Annotated in this window: 12 protein-coding genes; 6 read left to right on the forward strand and 6 right to left on the reverse strand. The window is 72.8% G+C overall.

Translation table 11 applies throughout. The features are described from left to right. Positions 1-29 precede the first annotated feature (29 nt). Positions 30-764, reverse strand: a complete 735-nt coding sequence (locus BX266_RS22240) for a response regulator transcription factor (RefSeq protein WP_180290568.1) — start codon at positions 762-764, stop codon at positions 30-32. Positions 765-1,066: 302 nt separating this feature from the next. Here BX266_RS22240 and BX266_RS22245 point away from each other — a divergent pair, with 302 nt between their 5' ends. The 3 genes from BX266_RS22245 to BX266_RS22255 all read left to right on the forward strand — a co-directional run bounded on the left by BX266_RS22245 (position 1,067) and on the right by BX266_RS22255 (position 5,459). Beyond that, entirely contained in the window at positions 1,067-1,753 is a 687-nt protein-coding gene (locus BX266_RS22245; RefSeq protein ID WP_099902431.1) for a rhomboid-like protein, read from the forward strand. Positions 1,754-2,466: 713 nt separating this feature from the next. Beyond that, on the forward strand, positions 2,467-4,848 hold the full coding sequence (gene lon, locus BX266_RS22250) for an endopeptidase La (protein ID WP_099902433.1): 2,382 nt from the start codon (positions 2,467-2,469) through the stop codon (positions 4,846-4,848). Positions 4,849-4,928: 80 nt separating this feature from the next. Next, positions 4,929-5,459 carry a GtrA family protein gene (locus BX266_RS22255; protein WP_099902435.1) on the forward strand — a complete coding sequence of 177 codons (531 nt, stop codon included), beginning with the start codon at positions 4,929-4,931 and terminating at the stop codon, positions 5,457-5,459. Positions 5,460-5,487: 28 nt separating this feature from the next. On the opposite strand, the gene BX266_RS22260 is transcribed toward BX266_RS22255, so the two are convergent. Further along, positions 5,488-6,522, reverse strand: coding sequence for a DUF3533 domain-containing protein (locus tag BX266_RS22260; RefSeq protein ID WP_099902437.1), 1,035 nt, complete (start codon positions 6,520-6,522; stop codon positions 5,488-5,490). Positions 6,523-6,641: 119 nt separating this feature from the next. On the opposite strand from BX266_RS22260, the gene BX266_RS22265 reads away from it, so the two are divergent. Then, positions 6,642-7,106, forward strand: coding sequence for a MarR family winged helix-turn-helix transcriptional regulator (locus BX266_RS22265; RefSeq protein ID WP_259464802.1), 465 nt, complete (start codon positions 6,642-6,644; stop codon positions 7,104-7,106). Between the two features lie 165 nt (positions 7,107-7,271). Then, entirely contained in the window at positions 7,272-8,810 is a 1,539-nt protein-coding gene (locus BX266_RS22270) for an MDR family MFS transporter (protein WP_399170208.1), read from the forward strand. 96 nt (positions 8,811-8,906) lie between these two features. Here the strand turns inward: BX266_RS22270 and BX266_RS22275 are convergent, their stop codons facing one another. Together BX266_RS22275 and BX266_RS22280 are read right to left on the reverse strand one after the other, a co-directional pair. Beyond that, a complete protein-coding gene (locus BX266_RS22275) occupies positions 8,907-9,134 on the reverse strand; it encodes a hypothetical protein (RefSeq protein WP_099902443.1) in 228 nt (75 codons plus the stop codon). A gap of 13 nt (positions 9,135-9,147) precedes the next feature. Further along, complete coding sequence (locus BX266_RS22280) at positions 9,148-10,314, reverse strand: anion permease (RefSeq protein ID WP_310794798.1); 1,167 nt, start codon at positions 10,312-10,314, stop codon at positions 9,148-9,150. Between the two features lie 288 nt (positions 10,315-10,602). On the opposite strand from BX266_RS22280, the gene BX266_RS22285 reads away from it, so the two are divergent. Continuing rightward, complete coding sequence (locus BX266_RS22285) at positions 10,603-12,078, forward strand: NlpC/P60 family protein (RefSeq protein WP_180290569.1); 1,476 nt, start codon at positions 10,603-10,605, stop codon at positions 12,076-12,078. An 85-nt stretch (positions 12,079-12,163) separates the two neighbouring features. Here BX266_RS22285 and BX266_RS22290 read toward each other — a convergent pair whose 3' ends face one another. Continuing rightward, the gene (locus BX266_RS22290) at positions 12,164-14,431 is read right to left on the reverse strand and encodes an FdhF/YdeP family oxidoreductase (protein WP_099902447.1); all 2,268 of its coding nucleotides are present in this window, start codon (positions 14,429-14,431) and stop codon (positions 12,164-12,166) included. Between the two features lie 91 nt (positions 14,432-14,522). After that, positions 14,523-16,409, reverse strand: coding sequence for an FAD/NAD(P)-binding domain-containing protein (locus tag BX266_RS22295; protein WP_099902449.1), 1,887 nt, complete (start codon positions 16,407-16,409; stop codon positions 14,523-14,525). Positions 16,410-16,413 lie beyond the last annotated feature (4 nt).

Raw genomic sequence — 16,413 nt, forward strand, 5'->3', positions numbered from 1 at the left:
CCCCCGGGAAGCCCGAACGCGGTGCCCGGTCAGGACAGCGGGGCCTCCAGCGCGTACCCCACGCCGTGCACCGTGCGGATCCAGCTCGCACCGATCTTCCGGCGCAGCGCCTTCACGTGGCTGTCCACCGTGCGGGTCCCGGACGCGTCGGTCCAGTCCCACACCTCGGCCAGCAGCTGCTCCCTGGTCAGCACCGCGCGCGGCTGCGCCGCCAGGCAGGCCAGCAGGTCGAACTCGGTCGGCGTCAGGTGCACGTCGCCGGTGCCCAGCCGGACCCGGCGCTGCACGTGGTCGATCTCCAGCTCACCGAACCGGAGGCTTCCCAGGGCCGGCGTGCGGGCCGCCTGCTGGGCCCGCTCCACCCGGCGCAGCAGCACGTTCACCCGGGCCGCCAGCTCGCGCATCGAGAACGGCTTCGTCATGTAGTCGTCCGCGCCGACGCCCAGACCCACCAGCAGGTCCGTCTCGTCGTCCCGCGCGGTCAGCATCAGCACCGGCACCGGGCGCTGGGCCTGGATCCGACGGCAGACCTCCAGGCCGTCGAAGCCCGGCAGCATGATGTCGAGGACGACGAGGTCGGGCTGCCAGGTGTGGAAACCGTCGACGGCGCCCGGGCCGTCGTGGGCCACCGCCACCTTGAAGCCCTCCGCGCCGAGTCTGGCCGCGATGGACTCCGCGATGGTCGGCTCGTCCTCCACGACGAGCACCCGTCGCTGGGTGCCCACCGGGCCACTGCTGATCGTCTCTTGCTGGATCTCTGTCACGGTCACGCCACCGCCCCCAGGGCTGCGGGCCGACTGCCTGTGGGGACAGCGGGCTCCGCTCGTAGTCGTCTTGTATCCGTCGTGTTGTTTCCGTCGTGAGTGTGCCCCGGCCGTGACCGGATCACGTTTGGCAGGTCCCCGATCGGACGGGCACGGGCCAGTACCTTACCCGCAGCACTTGCGAGCTGTAACGGTACGTGTGCGAGCGGCATATGCAGGGACAAAGGTCTTCACAGGACTTCCTCAGACACCTCTCAGGCGCCACCCGTATCGTGGGCACGACAAGGCGTTCGGGAGGCACCATGACCAGCGCAGAACTGCGACGGCGACTCATCCGGCCCGGGCTGCGGGCGCTGCCCACCCCCCGCGCCAACCCGTTCGCCCTCGGTTACCTTGCGCTGCTGCTCGGCACCACGCTGTACGCCCGCTTCGGCGACCCCGGCACGGTGCACCGGCTCCAGGCGGTCTCCTCCACCGACGCGCACAACCTGCTCGTCCACCCCGCGGTCTCCCTCGTCGGCAGCGGCCTCTGGGTCGCCGGCCCGGTCTGGATGCCCTACTTCTGGGCCTTCGCCCTCACCGTCGCACCCCTGGAACGACGGATCGGCGGCCTTCGTGCCCTCGGGGTCTTCGCCACCGGACACGTCGTGGCGACCCTGCTCTCGCAGGCCGTCGTGGTCGCCGCGGTCGCCGCCGGCGGGGCGGAGTCCGACCTGCTGGACGCGATGGACATCGGCGTCTCCTACGGCGTCCTGGCCTCCCTCGGCGCACTGGCCGGGCTGCTCGGGCCGGCCGGCCGCAACCTCGCGCTCGGCGGCGGGCTGGCGCTCGTCGGACACCAACTGGTGTCCGACCCCGACCTGGTGACCTCCGTCGGGCACCCCGCCGCGCTGGCGGTGGGCGTCGCGCTCTGGCCGCTGCTGCGGGGCCGCGGGCCGCGCCGCCCCCGGCGGGCACCGGCCTGGCGGGTCGCGCCGAGCGAGAGCTGACCCGCACCCCTCCGGCAACCCGCGCCCCTGGGGGCGCGGGGATTCCGCTTCACGCGCTTCGCTGCGCGGGCTTTCGGGGTGGGTGCTGGCTTCGCTGCGGGGGCTTTCGGGGTGGGTGCTGGCTTCGCTGCGGGGGCTTTCGGGGTGGGTGCTGGCTTCGCTGCGCGAGGTCTCGGGGTGGTGCTGGCTTCGCTGCGCGGGCTGTCTGGGCGGGCGCTGGCCTCGCTGCGCGAGGTCTCGGGGTGGTGCTGGCTTCGCTGCGTGGGCTGTCTGGGCGGGCGCTGGCTTCGCTGCGCGAGGTCTCGGGGTGGTGCTGGCTTCGCTGCGTGGGCTGTCTGGGCGGGCGCTGGCTTCGCTGCGTGGGCTGTCTGGGTGGGCGCTGGCTTCGCTGCGTGGGCTGTCTGGGCGGGCGCTGGCTTCGCTGCGCGAGGTCTCGGGGTGGTGCTGGCTTCGCTGCGCGGGCTGTCGGGGCAGGCGCTGGCCTCGCTGCGCGGGCTGTCGGGGCAGGCGCTCGCTTCGCGCGCGGGGCTTTCGGGTGGCGCTCGCTTCGCTGCGCGGGGTGGGCTGGCTGCGCTGCGCGGGCGTTCGGGGCGGGTGTTCACTTCGGCCGGGGGCGGTGCTCGCTTCGCTGACGGTGAACATGGGGCGGGGAACAATCGGGGGGCGTCAGACCTTAGTCAGGTCAGCTCAACTTCACTGACTGGGGAGAGATCATGGCATCGACGTCCGCTCCGCTCACTCTGCCTGTGCTGCCGCTCGACGACGAGGTGGTGCTCCCCGGCATGGTGGTTCCGCTGGAGCTTTCGGATCCCGAGGTGCGGGCCGCGGTGGAGGCGGCCCGGGCGGGGAATGGTGGGGGTAAGCCGCAGGTGCTGCTGGTACCGCGGCTGGACGGGTCGTACGCCGCGGTGGGTGCGCTGGCGACGGTCGAGCAGGTGGGGCGGCTGGCGGACGGGGATCCGGCGGCGCTGGTGCGGGCCGTGCGAAGGGTGCGGATCGGCGCCGGGACGACCGGGCCCGGGGCGGCGCTGTGGGTGGAGACCACGCCGTTCAAGGAGTCGGACGGGGGGCAGGCGGCGGCCGAGCTGGTCAAGGAGTACAAGGCGCTGTCCACGAAGTGGCTGCGCAAGCGCGGGGCCTGGCAGATCGTCGACCGGGTGGCGGCGATCGAGGACGTCGGCGAGCTCGCCGACAACATCGGGTACGCGCCGTTCGCGACGGCCGAGCAGAAGCTGAAGGTGCTGCTGGAGGCCGACCGCCCGGCCCGGCTGGCGTACGCGCTGGGCCTGCTGCGTGACCACCTCGCGGAGGAGGAGGTCAACGACACTATCCGCAAGGACGTCGAGGAGGGCGTGGCCAAGCAGCAGAAGGAGTTCCTGCTGCGCCGCCAGTTGGAGGCGGTGCGCAAGGAGCTGGCCGAGCTGAACGGCGAGACGGGCACCGAGGAGGAGGACTACCGGGCGCGGGTGGAGGCGGCCGCGCTGCCGGACAAGGTGCGGGAGGCGGCGCTCAAGGAGGTCGACAAGCTGGAGCGGTCCAGTGACCAGTCGCCCGAGGGCTCGTGGATCCGCACCTGGCTGGACACCGTGCTGGAGCTGCCGTGGAACGAGCGCTCCGAGGACGCGTACGACATCGCCGGCGCCCGCGCGGTGCTGGACGCCGACCACACCGGCCTGGCGGACGTGAAGGACCGGATCGTCGAGTACCTGGCGGTGCGCAAGCGCCGGGCCGACCAGGGGCTGGGCCAGATCGGCGGCCGCCGCGGCGGTGCGGTGCTGGCGCTGGTGGGTCCGCCGGGGGTGGGCAAGACCTCGCTGGGCGAGTCGGTGGCGCGGGCGATGGGGCGGTCGTTCGTCCGGGTCGCGCTGGGCGGCGTCCGGGACGAGGCGGAGATCCGCGGCCACCGGCGGACGTACGTGGGCTCGATCCCCGGCCGGATCGTCCGGGCGATCAAGGAGGCCGGGACGATGAACCCGGTGGTGCTGCTGGACGAGATCGACAAGGTCGGCTCGGACTACCGGGGCGACCCGGCGGCGGCGCTGCTGGAGGTGCTGGACCCGGCGCAGAACCACACCTTCCGGGACCACTACCTGGAGGTCGAGCTCGACCTGTCGGACGTGGTCTTCCTGGCCACCGCCAACGTGCTGGAGGCCATCCCGGAGCCGCTGCTGGACCGGATGGACCTGGTCCGGCTGGACGGCTACACCGAGGACGAGAAGGTCGCGATCGCCCGGGACCACCTGCTGCCCCGGCAGCGGGCCAAGGCCGGGCTGGGCGAGCAGGAGCTGACGGTGGACGAGGCGGCGCTGCGCAAGCTGGCCGCCGAGTACACCCGGGAGGCGGGCGTCCGGAACCTGGAGCGGTCGATCGCGCGGATCCTGCGCAAGATCGCCGCGCAGACCGAGCTGGGCCGCCGCGAGCTGCCCGCCGAGGTCGGGGCGGACGACCTGCGGGCCCTGCTGGGCCGGCCGCATCACGTGCCGGAGGCCGCGCAGGAGCCGGCCGAGCGGCGCACCGCGGTGCCGGGCGTGGCGACGGGCCTGGCGGTCACCGGGGCCGGCGGCGACGTCCTCTACATCGAGGCCTCGCTGGCGGACGCGGAGACCGGCTCGACCGGCCTGACGCTGACCGGGCAGCTGGGCGACGTGATGAAGGAGTCGGCGCACATCGCGCTCTCCTACCTGCGTTCGCGCGGCGCCGAGCTGGAGCTGCCGGTGACGGGCCTGCGCGAGCGGGGCATCCACCTGCACGTGCCGGCCGGCGCGGTGCCGAAGGACGGCCCGAGCGCGGGCATCACGATGACCACGGCGCTGGCTTCGCTGCTGTCCGGCCGCAAGGTGCGCACCGACGTGGCGATGACCGGTGAGGTGTCGCTGACCGGCCGGGTGCTGCCGATCGGCGGGGTGAAGCAGAAGCTGCTGGCCGCCGACCGCTCCGGGGTCACCACGGTGATCATCCCGAAGCGCAACGAGGCGGACCTGGACGACGTGCCCGCCGAGGTGCTGGAGCGGTTGACGGTGCACGCGGTGTCGGACGTCCGCGAAGTACTGCGGCTGGCGCTGGAGCCGGCCGAGGTGCTGGTGGCGGCGGCCTGACGGTCGGGCGGGGCCTCGGAGGTCGTTCAACTCCGAGGCCCCTGGTGGTTGTCGATCCGGGCCCGTGGGAGACTTCCCGCATGCCGTCCCCTACGCAGCGCGCGCTGACCGCCATTCCGGAGCGCTACCGCCCGTTCCTGGTCAAGCACCGCAAGCTGGTGAAGTTCCTCGTGGTCGGAGGAACCTGCTTCGTGCTCACCATGCTGATCAACTTTGCCCTGAAGCTGACGATCCTGGACAACAAGCCGGTCGTGGCGCTGACCATCGCGACCGTGATCACCACGGTCGTGTCGTACGTGCTGAACCGTCAGTGGTCGTTCCGGGCGGCCGGCCGCAAGCGCGAGGCGTTCGGGTTCTTCGTGGTCAGCGCGCTCGCCGTGGGCGTGAACGACCTCCCGCTGGTGGCGTCCCGGTACGTGTTCGACCTCCGCGAGCCGGACGTGACCCACTTCTCGCAGGAGCTCGCCGACTTCTTCAGCGGCATGATCATCGGCACCCTGCTGGCGATGGCGTTCCGGTTCTGGGCGATGAACCGCTTCGTGTTCACCCAGCTGTCGGACCGGGTCGCCGGCGACCCGGCCAGCCAGGAGCCGGCGCCCGAGCGGGTCTGACCCCCGCCACCGCTGCGCACTCGGCCGCTCACGTCCCGGAAGGGACGGGGCGGCCGAGTCGTGGTTTCCGGGCCACCGCGAGGAAGGTCACCGCGACTCCGACCACCGCCCAGGCCGCCAGCACCAGGAACGGCACGGTGAGGTTGGTGGAGTCCAGGTAGGCGATCGAGCGGGCGGCGGAGGTGCCCGCCCCGTTCGGGATCCACTCGCCGATCGCCCGCCAGAACGCGGGCAGCAGCGGCGGCGGGAACACGCCGCCCGCGCTGGGGTTGCCCAGCACCACGAAGATCAGCACCGCCAGGCCGATGCCGACCACGTCGAACAGGCACTCCAGCGCCATGGTGACGGCGCCGACCGCGAACACCACCAGGGTGCCGAGTCCGGTGAGCGCGGCGATCGAGCCGGGCAGCGCGCCCAGGATCGGGCCGATGATCAGCGCGCCGCCGAGGCCCGCCGCGACCGAGTACAGCGCCAGGGTGCCGAGCCGGATCACCGCCCGGCCGGTGTCGGCGGGCCGGGAGCCGGCGCTGATGCCGAGGATCGAGGCGACCAGGTAGCCGCCCACGCACCAGCCGACCACCAGGTAGAACGCGGACAGCCCCTCGGCGTCCCCGGCGGCCAGCGGGATGGTGTCGTCGACCGCGACGGTGCGCTGCTGGGTGGCGGCCACCTGGCTGACGATGGTCTGGGCGGCCGTCGCGGCGGCCGGGCCGCGGGCGTCGGCGACCAGCAGCGTGTCCTTGGTGCCGGCCGGGTCGACCACCCAGGCCGCGTAGATCTTCTGGTCCTTGATCCGCTGCTCGGCGGTGGCCGCGTCCGGCGCGGTGGAGGCGCGCACCGCGTCGTCGGGCACCGACTCCAGGGCGGCGACCAGCTTCGGCGCGGCCTCCGGCGGGGCGACCACCGCGATGGACAGCTGGTGCGGCTTCGGGTGGTGCAGGGCGCCGACGTAGGAGGTGATGAAGCCGAGCTGGAGCAGCAGGACGGCGACGACCAGCAGGAAGGCGCGCGGGGTGACCGCGTCCCTGAGCTCGCTGGTGAATCCCTTTCCGGGCTCTGCCATGGTGGGGCGTCTCCCTCACAGATATCTGTGCCAATGTGGCAAAAGTCTCGAACCGGATACTTCATATCATGAAGCAGTTGCCGGATGGGGGAGGCGCGAGCTGCGCGATACTGAGCGCCATGAACGACCCCGTGGGCGAGCGGAACGCCGCCGAACTGGCCTTCCTCGCGGTCGAGCGAGAGGTGGCGACGATGTTCCGGCGCAGCCGGGCGCGGGCCGCCGAGGTGTCCCGGCTGGTGCACCCCGAGCTGGAGGCCGGGGCGTACGTGCTGCTGGCGTACATCCGGGAGGCCGGTCGGGCGCGGGTGACGGACGTCGGGCTGCACTTCGGGGTGGGCAAGGCCACGGTGAGCCGGCAGATCCGGGCGATCGAGGAGCTCGGGCTGCTGCGGCGGGAGACCGATCCGCTGGACCGGCGGGCCTCGCTGGTGTCGCTGACCGAGGAGGGGGAGCGCCGCTTCGAGGCCGCCCGGGCGGTCCGGATGGGGCGGTTCCGGGCCTCGCTGGAGGGTTGGGAGCTCGGCGAGCTGGAGCAGTTCGCCCGGCTGCTGAAGCGGTTCAACGAGCTGACCGAGGGGGTCTGAGGGTCCCCGCGGGTCGCTCGGCCGGGCGGTGCCGGGGTGGTTTCTTTACCTGAATTTGAAGAAAGTTGTCTTAGTCAACTATCGACGTATAGTTGCCTGAGGCAACGAATTCTCAGTCGAAGGAACCGCATGTCGACGACTCTCCAGACACCTCCCCAGGCCCAGATGTCCCACCGTCAAGTCCTCGAAGCCCTCTCGGGCCTGCTGCTCGGCCTGTTCGTGGCCGTGCTGTCCTCCACGGTCGTCTCCAACGCGCTCCCGCGGATCCTCACCGACCTGCACGGCGGCGAGTCCGCCTACACCTGGGTGGTCACCGCCGCCCTGCTCTCGATCACCGCGGCCACCCCGCTCTGGGGCAAGCTCTCCGACCTGGTCAGCAAGAAGCTGCTGGTGCAGATCGCCATGGTGATCTACGTGCTCTCCTCGGCCCTGGCCGGTCTGTCGCAGAGCATCGGCATGCTGATCTTCTGTCGGGTCCTGCAGGGCATCGGCGCCGGCGGCGTCATCGCGCTCGGCCAGATCTGCCTGGCCGCGATGGTCCCGCCGCGCGAGCGCGGCCGCTACAGCGGGTACTTCGGCGCGGTCTTCGCACTGGCCACCATCGGCGGCCCGCTGATCGGCGGCGTCATCGTGGACACCTCCTGGCTCGGCTGGCGCTGGTGCTTCTACGTCGGCATCCCGTTCGCGGTGATCGCCATCCTGGTGCTGCAGCGCACCCTGAAGTTCCCCGACGCGCCCGCCCGCAAGCCGAAGATCGACTACCTGGGCGCGGTGCTGATCACCGCCGCCGTCAGCCTGCTGATGATCTGGATCTCGCTGGCCGGCAAGAACTACGACTGGGCGTCCTGGCAGACCGCGGCCATGGTCGGCGGCGGCCTGGTGCTCGCCGCGCTGTTCGTCGCCGTCGAGAAGCGCGCCGCCGAGCCGCTGATCCCGCTCGACCTGTTCCGCCACCGCACCGTCGCGCTGGCCGCGCTGGCCTCCGCGTTCGTCGGCGTCGGCATGTACGGCACCACCACCTTCCTCGGCCAGTACTTCCAGCTCGCCAAGGAGAAGACCCCCACCCAGGCCGGGCTGCTCACCCTGCCGATGATCCTCGGCCTCGCGGTCTCCTCGACCGTGGCCGGCAAGCTCATCACCAAGTACGGCAAGTGGAAGGGCTTCCTGGTCGCCGGCACCGTCCTGCTGGCCGCCGGCCTCGGCCTGCTCGGCACCGCCCGCGCCGACAGCTCGTACGCGCTGCTCGCCCTCTACATGGCGGTGGCCGGCGTCGGCCTCGGCCTGACCAGCCAGAACCTGGTGCTCGCGGTGCAGAACACGGTGCCGCGCAACGAGCTCGGCGCGGCCAGCTCGGTGGTCACCTTCTTCCGCACCATGGGCGGTGCGATGGGCGTCTCCGCGCTCGGCGCGCTGCTCGGCCACAAGGTCGCCAGCTACACCGCCGAGAACTTCGCCAAGGCCGGCATCCCGGTGTCCGGGGCGGGCGGCGACGGCATCCCGGACCTGCACAAGCTGCCCGCGCAGATCGTCCCGCTGATCACCGACGCGTTCGGGCACGGCGTCGGCACGGTGTTCCTGATCGCCGCGCCGTTCGCCGTGGTGGGCTTCCTGCTGGTGCTGTTCATCCGCGAGGTGCCGCTGCGCACCACCAACGAGGCGGCGGCCGCGCCCGCCGCGAAGACCGCGGAGCTGGTCGCCGACTGACCGGTTCCGCGTCCGAGACATGCGAGAAGGGACCCCGCCGTCGTGGCGGGGGCCCTTCGTCGTAACCGGCCGGTCGGTGCTGCTACGCGGTGACCGCTACTTCGCGGCGATCAGCGAGATGCCGTACAGCACCACCGCCGCGCAGGCGGCGAAGCAGACGCCCGCGGCGACCAGGGCGGGGACGCCCTTGCCGGTGCCGGCCTCGACGGCGGCCTCCCGGCGGGTCAGGGCGAGGTTGCCCAGGGCGAAGACGACGACCACCGCGAGGGTGACGGCCAGGCTGACGCCCGCGGTCTCGGCCAGTGCGGCCCACTTGATGTTCATGGCTGACGTCCTCTCAGGCCGCGATGGTGGTGGCGGCAACGGTCGGGCCGGCGACGACCGGGACCTCGACCGGGGTGGTGGTCTCGTTGACGTTGTCGGCGTGCACCGGCTGGCGGCGGGAGATCATCCACATCGAGCCCGCACCCAGCACCAGCGCCAGGCCGACCACCGCGACGCCCCAGTTGCCCTGGTCGGCGACGAAGGCCGCGAGGCCGGACACCACGGCCGCGGCCGGCAGGGTCAGGCCCCAGGTGGCGACCATGCGGCGGACCATGCCCCAGCGCAGCTTGCCGGACGGGCCGCCGAGGCCGGCGCCCATGATGCCGCCGGAGCAGACCTGGGTGGTGGAGAGGCCGTAGCCCATGTGCGAGGAGGTCAGGATCACCGTCGCGGCGGCGGTCTCCGAGGAGAAGCCCTGCGGCGGCTTGATGTCGGCCAGGCCGGACCCCATCGAGCGGATGATCCGCCAGCCGCCCATGTAGGTGCCGAGCGCGATCGCCAGACCGGCGCTGACGATCACCCAGGTCGGCGGGCCGTCGCCCTTGTGCAGCTGGCCGGCCGAGATCAGGGTCAGCGTGATGATGCCCATGGTCTTCTGCGCGTCGTTGGTGCCGTGCGCCAGCGAGATCAGCGAGGAGGAGAAGATCTGGCCCCGGCGGAAGCCCTTCTCGGTGCTCGCCCTGGCCGCGCCCCCGGTGATCAGGTAGGCCAGCTTGGTGGCGCCCCAGGAGGCCAGGCCCGCGATGATCGGGGAGGCCACCGCCGGGATGAGGATCTTGGAGACCACGGTGGTGAAGTTGACGCCGTGGATGCCGACGCCGACCACGGTGGCGCCGATCAGGCCGCCGTAGAGCGCGTGGGAGGAGGACGAGGGCAGGCCCTTGAGCCACGTCAGCAGGTTCCACAGGATCGCGCCCGCCAGGGCGGCGAAGATGATGGATGGCTGCAGTCCGGCCTTTTCGTTGACCAGGCCGCCCGAGATGGTGGTGGCGACCTTCACGGAGACGAAGGCACCGGCGAAGTTCAGCACCGCCGCGATCGCGACGGCGACCTTGGGCTTGAGTGCGCCGGTGGCGATGGAGGTGGCCATCGCGTTGGCGGTGTCGTGGAAGCCGTTGGTGAAGTCGAAGGCGAGCGCCGTGATGATCACAACGGCCACCAGGAACGTGATGTGTTCCATACCCAAACAATCGTCGAAGTGGTCGGACTGACGTTGCTGTCCTCCGTGACGGTAGGAAGCCTTGGTGAACGGGAGGTGAACTGAGCGCGGAGTCCTGGTTCCGTTGGTGGCGCGGGAGTTGCCGGGGCGTTGGCGTTCCATGGAGCCCGGGGGTGCGGATGAGAGGGTTGTCACACCCCGGCCGGCATGAGAATTCACCCCGCGGTCCCGAAACCCCCTGCCCCGAAGCGCCCTCCGCATGACAGGATCGGCTGGATCGCCGACGGACAATCAGGGGAGGGCCGGCCGATGGGGGCTGGGCAGCGCACGGAGTCGACTGGCCTGCGGCCCTGGGTGCGCGCCGCGTTGCGCTGCGGAGCGGTGCTCGCCGCCGCCGCGCTCACCCTGCCGTTCGCCTCCGCCGCCTACGCGGCGCCCGAGCCGGGCTCGCTGCTCGGCCTGTCGACCGTCTCCGCCGGGGCCGACCCGCTGGCCGACGCCAAGCGCACCCTCGGGCCGCTGCTGACCCAGATCCACGAGCTGTACCAGCAGGCCGAGGCCGCCACCGAGCAGTACAACACCACCGTCGCCAAGCTCGCCGAGCAGCAGGCCACCGTGCAGGACCTGACCGCCCGTGCCGACCGGCAGCAGGAGGCGGTGGAGACCGGCAGCAACCTGGCCGCGCAGCTCGCCGCCGCGCAGTACCGCAACAACCAGATCTCCGGGTACGCCGACCTGCTGCTCGCCGACGACCCGTACGAGGCGGTGGTGATCGCCCAGCTGCTGGACTCCGCCGGGCGTTCGCAGAAGGCGTTCCTCGACCGGCTGAAGGCCGACCGCGACACCCTGGCCGCGCTGCGGCTGGCCGCCGAGCAGGCCGTCACCGAGTCCACGGCGCTGGCCACCCAGCAGGAGCAGGCGAAGAACGACGTCGCCAAGAAGCTCAACGACGTCGAGCAGCTGGTCGGCTCGCTCACCGGCGCGCAGCGCAGCGAGCTGGAGGAGCTGGAGAAGCAGGAGGCCAACCAGGCGCAGCTGGCGTTCCTGGCCTCCGGCGCGCTCGGCAAGGGCGAGCGCACGCCGTCCGCGATGGGCCGCAAGGCGGTCGCGTGGGCGCTGCAGCAGCTCGGCAAGGACTACGTGTGGGGCGGCGCCGGACCGGACGTGTTCGACTGCTCGGGTCTCACCTCGCAGGCCTGGCTGCACGCCGGGCGGGCCATCCCGCGCACCAGCCAGGAGCAGTGGGCGGAGCTCAAGCACGTGCCGCTCAACCAGATCCGGCCCGGCGACCTGATCGTCTACTTCGGCGGCGCGACGCACATCGGCATGTACATCGGCGGCGGCCTGATCGTGCAGGCTCCGCACACCGGCGACGTGGTGAAGGTGTCCCAGATCGGGGCGATGCCGATCCTGGGCGCGGTGCGACCGGACGGGGACGACGCGGCGGACGAGGCGGGCGGCGCCTGGAAGGTGCCGGACGTGCCGCTGGGCGCGGTGCGGATCGCGCCGGCGAAGCCCTCGACGCTGCCGACGCCGCCCGCGGTGCCGGCGGGTCCGACGGCGCCGCCGACCGTGCCGGGCCCGCCGACCCCGTCGGCGCCCGCCTCGCCCAGCGACGCTGCCTCGTCGAGTGCGCCGGCTTCGCCGAGCGGGAGCGGGACGCCGAGCGGCAGCGGGACGCCGAGTGACCCTGCTTCGCCGAGCGGGAGTGGCACGCCGTCGGGGTCCGGGACGCCGTCGGGGTCGCCCTCCGGGGCGGATGCGCCTTCGCCGTCCGGGAGTTGAGGTCGGGGGAGACCGGCCGGATCCGCCGTTCTCCCCCGGTCTCCGGCCAGGAGGCGTCCCCACGAGCCCCTGACTGCCCCGGTGATCACTCCAGGCGGACGACGATGGCCTTGGAGGTCGGGGTGTTGCTGATGTCGGCGGTGGAGTCGAGGGGGACCAGGACGTTGGTCTCCGGGTAGTAGGCGGCGGCTCCGCCGCGGGCGACGGGGTAGTGGACGACCCGGAAGTGCGGGGCGCGGCGGTCGACGCCGTCGGTCCACTCGCTTACCAGGTCGACGAACTGGCCGTCGGCGAGGCCGAGTTCGGCGGCGTCGGCGGGGTTGACCAGGACGACGCGGCGGCCGTCGGTGATGCCGCGGTAGCGGTCGTCGAGGCCGTAGATCGTGGTGTTGTACTGGTCGTGGGAGCGCAGGGTCTGGAGCAGGAGCCGGCCGGGCGGGACCTCGGGGGCGGTGAGCGGGTTGACGGTGAAGTTGGCCCGGCCCGTGGCGGTGGGGAAGGTGCGGGTGTCGCGCGGGGCGTGCGGGAGGGCGAAGCCGCCGGGGCGGCGGACCTTGGTGTTGAAGTCGTCGAAGCCGGGGACGACGCGGGCGATGCGTTCGCGGATCCGGTCGTAGTCGAGCGCGAAGTCCTCCCAGGGCACGGTGTCCTGGGGGCCGAGGGCGGCGCGGGCGAGGCGGGCGACGATGGCGACCTCGGAGAGCAGGCCGGGCGCGGGCGGGCGGAGACCGCCGCGGGAGGAGTGCACCATGCCCATGGAGTCCTCGACGCTGACGAACTGCGGTCCGGCGGGGGTGAGGTCGCGGTCGGTGCGGCCGAGGGTGGGCAGGATCAGGGCGCGGGCGCCGGTGACCACGTGCGAGCGGTTGAGCTTGGTGGAGACGTGCACGGTGAGCCGGCAGCGGCGCATCGCGGCCTCGGTGGCGTCGGTGTCGGGACTGGCGGAGACGAAGTTGCCGCCCATCGCGAAGAACACCTTGACCCGGCCGTCGCGCAGCGCCCGGATGGTGTCGACGGTGTCGTAGCCGTGGGCGCGCGGGGGCTCGAAGGAGAACTCCCGGCCGAGGGCGTCCAGGAAGGCGGCGGAGGGCCGTTCGAAGATGCCCATGGTGCGGTCGCCCTGGACGTTGCTGTGGCCGCGGACGGGGCAGACGCCCGCGCCGGGGCGGCCCACGTTGCCGCGCAGCAGGAGGAAGTTGACGACCTCGCGGATGGTGGGGACGGCGTGCTTGTGCTGGGTGAGGCCCATCGCCCAGCAGACGATGATCTTCGGCGAGGCGAGCACCAGGCGGTGCAGCTCCTCGATCTGCTCCCAGGGGAGGCCGGTGGCGGCCAGGGTGGCGGCACGGTCGAGTTCGGCGGCGTCGGCGGCGAACTCGTCGTAGCCGGCGCAGTGTTCGGCGACGAAGTCGTGGTCGACGGCGCCGGGGGTGCCGAGCAGCAGGTGGTTGAGGGCGCGGAACAGCGCGAGGTCGCCGCCGAGCCGGATCTGCAGGAACAGGTCGGTGAGCTTGGTGCCGCCGCCGACCAGGCCGCGCGGGGTCTGCGGGTTCTTGAAGCGTTCGAGTCCGGCTTCGGGCAGCGGGTTGACGCTGACGATCTTCGCGCCGGCGCGCTTGGCGCGTTCCAGGGCGGAGAGCATCCGGGGGTGGTTGGTGCCGGGGTTCTGGCCGGCCACGATGATCAGGTCGGCCTGGTACAGGTCCTTGAGCGAGACGCTGCCCTTGCCGACGCCGAGGGTCTCGGTGAGCGCCGAACCGGACGACTCGTGGCACATGTTGGAGCAGTCGGGCAGGTTGTTGGTGCCGAGCCGGCGGGCGAACAGCTGGTAGGCGAAGGCGGCCTCGTTGGACGTGCGGCCGGAGGTGTAGAAGGCCGCCTCGTCGGGGGAGCCGAGGGCGGTGAGCTCCTCGGCGATCAGCGCGAAGGCGTCGTCCCAGCTGATCGGCGTGTAGTGGGTCGCGCCCTCGTCGAGCAGCATCGGGGTGGTGAGCCGGCCCTGCTGGCCGAGCCAGTAGCCGGAGCGTTCGGCGAGTTCGGCGACCGGGTGCTCGGCGAAGAAGGCCGGGGTGATCCGGCGCTCGGTGGCCTCCTCGGCGACCGCCTTGGCGCCGTTCTCGCAGAACTCGGCGAGGTGCGGCTTGTCCGGCTCGGGCCAGGCGCAGCCCGGGCAGTCGAAGCCGTCGGGCTGGTTGACCTTGCGCAGGGTGGACAGCACCCGGCCCGGCGACATCTGCTCGGACGCCATCCGCAGGGTGTGGCCGATCGCGGTCAGGCCGGCCGCGGCGTGGGCCGGGGGCGCGACGTGCGGCGCGTCCTGGGCGGGGTCGCGGTGCGGGGGCTGCTTGGCCATGGCGGACTCTCCGGAGGGCTCGGGGTGCTTGGAGCGTATCCGGTGCGGGTGCGGGTGTCGTGCGGCGGCGTCCGGGCCGCCGGGGGTGCGGTCAGGCCTCCTTCTGAAGCTCCGTCAGCAGCCGTCGGGCGACGGCGTCGTTCTGGCGGAAGGACGGGGCGTCGGTGCGGGGGCGGGCGAAGGCGGCCGGGGCGCGGGTGGTGGTGGGTGCGCCGAGGGCGGTGCGCCGGGGGTGCGGGCGGCCGTCCAGGGCGGGGTCGAGCAGCCGGGCGTCGGGGTCGGTGCGGAGCAGGCCGGAGCGGTAGGTGTGGCCGTCGGGGTCGGTGAGGCGTTCCTCGTCGATCCGGCCGTCGCGCAGCAGTTGGCGCAGCAGCGGGTCGGCGGTGCGGTCGAGGGCGTGGCGGGGGAGGAAGGCGTCGACCAGGGCGGTGCCGTGGACGTGGTGGTCGGGCAGGGCGGGGGAGGAGGCGCGGAAGGTGCCGTGCTGTTCGTCGAGTTCGACCCGGGTGTCGGGGCCGAGGAAGTGCAGCAGTCCGGCGTCGGCCAGGGCGAGCAGCTGTTCCAGCCGGAAGCCGGGCGGGCCGGAGGCGTAGAAGGAGAAGAAGCCGGTCCACCAGCCGTCGAGCTCGGCGGCGGTGGAGCGGGCGGTGAGCGGGTGTTCGGGCAGCAGCCGGATCAGTTGGCCGTACAGCGAGAGCAGCGCGAAGAAGGCGCCGAGGTCGGCGCTGTACCGGAGGTCGGAGCGGCGGGCCAGGTCGGCGCGCAGGTGGGCGTGCAGGTGTTGCTGGAGCTCTTCGGGGCTGCCGACCCGAAGGCCGGTGAGCGGGCGGTCGAGGCGGTCCAGGTCGAGCCGGTCCTCGGGGTCGGGGACGGCGGCGGCGACCAGGTCGGTGCGGGCGGGGCTGTGCCAGTCGAGCCGGTCGTAGGCGTCGAGGAACTCGGGCCAGGGCAGGGCGGTGCGTTCGGGGTGGCCGTGGAACAGCTCGTGGTAGTAGCCGTAGCCGATCTCCTTGGCCATGGCCGGCCACAGGTCGCGCCGGAACTCGACCGGCCCGTCCGGCAGTCGGAGGTCGGGCCCGAAGTAGCGGGGCAGCGCCGGGGGCGGGCCCTGCAGCCGGTAGCCGGTCTTGGCGTGGTACGGGACGCCGCGCCGGGAGCCCGCGTACAGCACGGGTTCGCGGCCGGAGGGGTGGTAGCGCAGGCCGCCGCCGGGGAGCGGGGTGAAGCGGCCGCCGCGGCCCTCGGTGAGCAGCGCGACCAGGTCGACGAAGGCCAGGCCGAGGCCGCGGACGATCACCCGCTCGCCGGGGGCGAGGCCGCTCAGGTCGGAGTCGGCGGTGAAGGCGGGCGGCAGGTAGCTGCGGCCGTGCCGGGCGGCGAAGGCGCGGGCCTCGGCGGTCTCGGGGCCGGGGGCGGAGTCGAGGTGGCCGAGGGCGAGCACCACCCGGTCGGCGAGCAGGACCGTGTCGGAGAGGTGGACGCGCTGCGGCCCGTCCGGGTCGCCGGTGATCCGGCGGACGGTGTCTCGGTGGACGAACAGCCGGATGTTGTCCGGGAGTTCGGCGACGGAGCGGTGGAACACCCAGTCCAGGTAGGCGCTCTGGGCGCGCCGGGTGGGGAAGTCGGTGGCGGCGAGGGCGTCCAGCTCCTCGGCGACCTCCGGATCCCGCTCGGGCTGCCGGGGCGCGAAGGCGGCCGGGTCGGCGGCCCACTCGGCGAGCGAGGGGCCGGGGCGGACCGGGCCGTCCATGCTGGTGCGCTCGTCGGTGAACATGGTGACGTCCTCGGCCATCGAGTTCATCCGCAGCAGCGGCGACTGTTCGTGCCGCCAGATCCGGCCGCCGCCGGGCGGGTGCGGGTCGACCAGGTGCACGTCCAACTCGACGTCGGGGGAGAGCAGTTCGGGGGCGTTGGCGGCGATCCGCTCCAGCAGGCCGGTGCCCCGCGGCCCGGCGCCGACCACGACCAGTACGGGCATCGGG

This window comes from Streptomyces sp. TLI_171, assembly GCF_003610255.1.
GTDB lineage: Bacteria > Actinomycetota > Actinomycetes > Streptomycetales > Streptomycetaceae > Kitasatospora.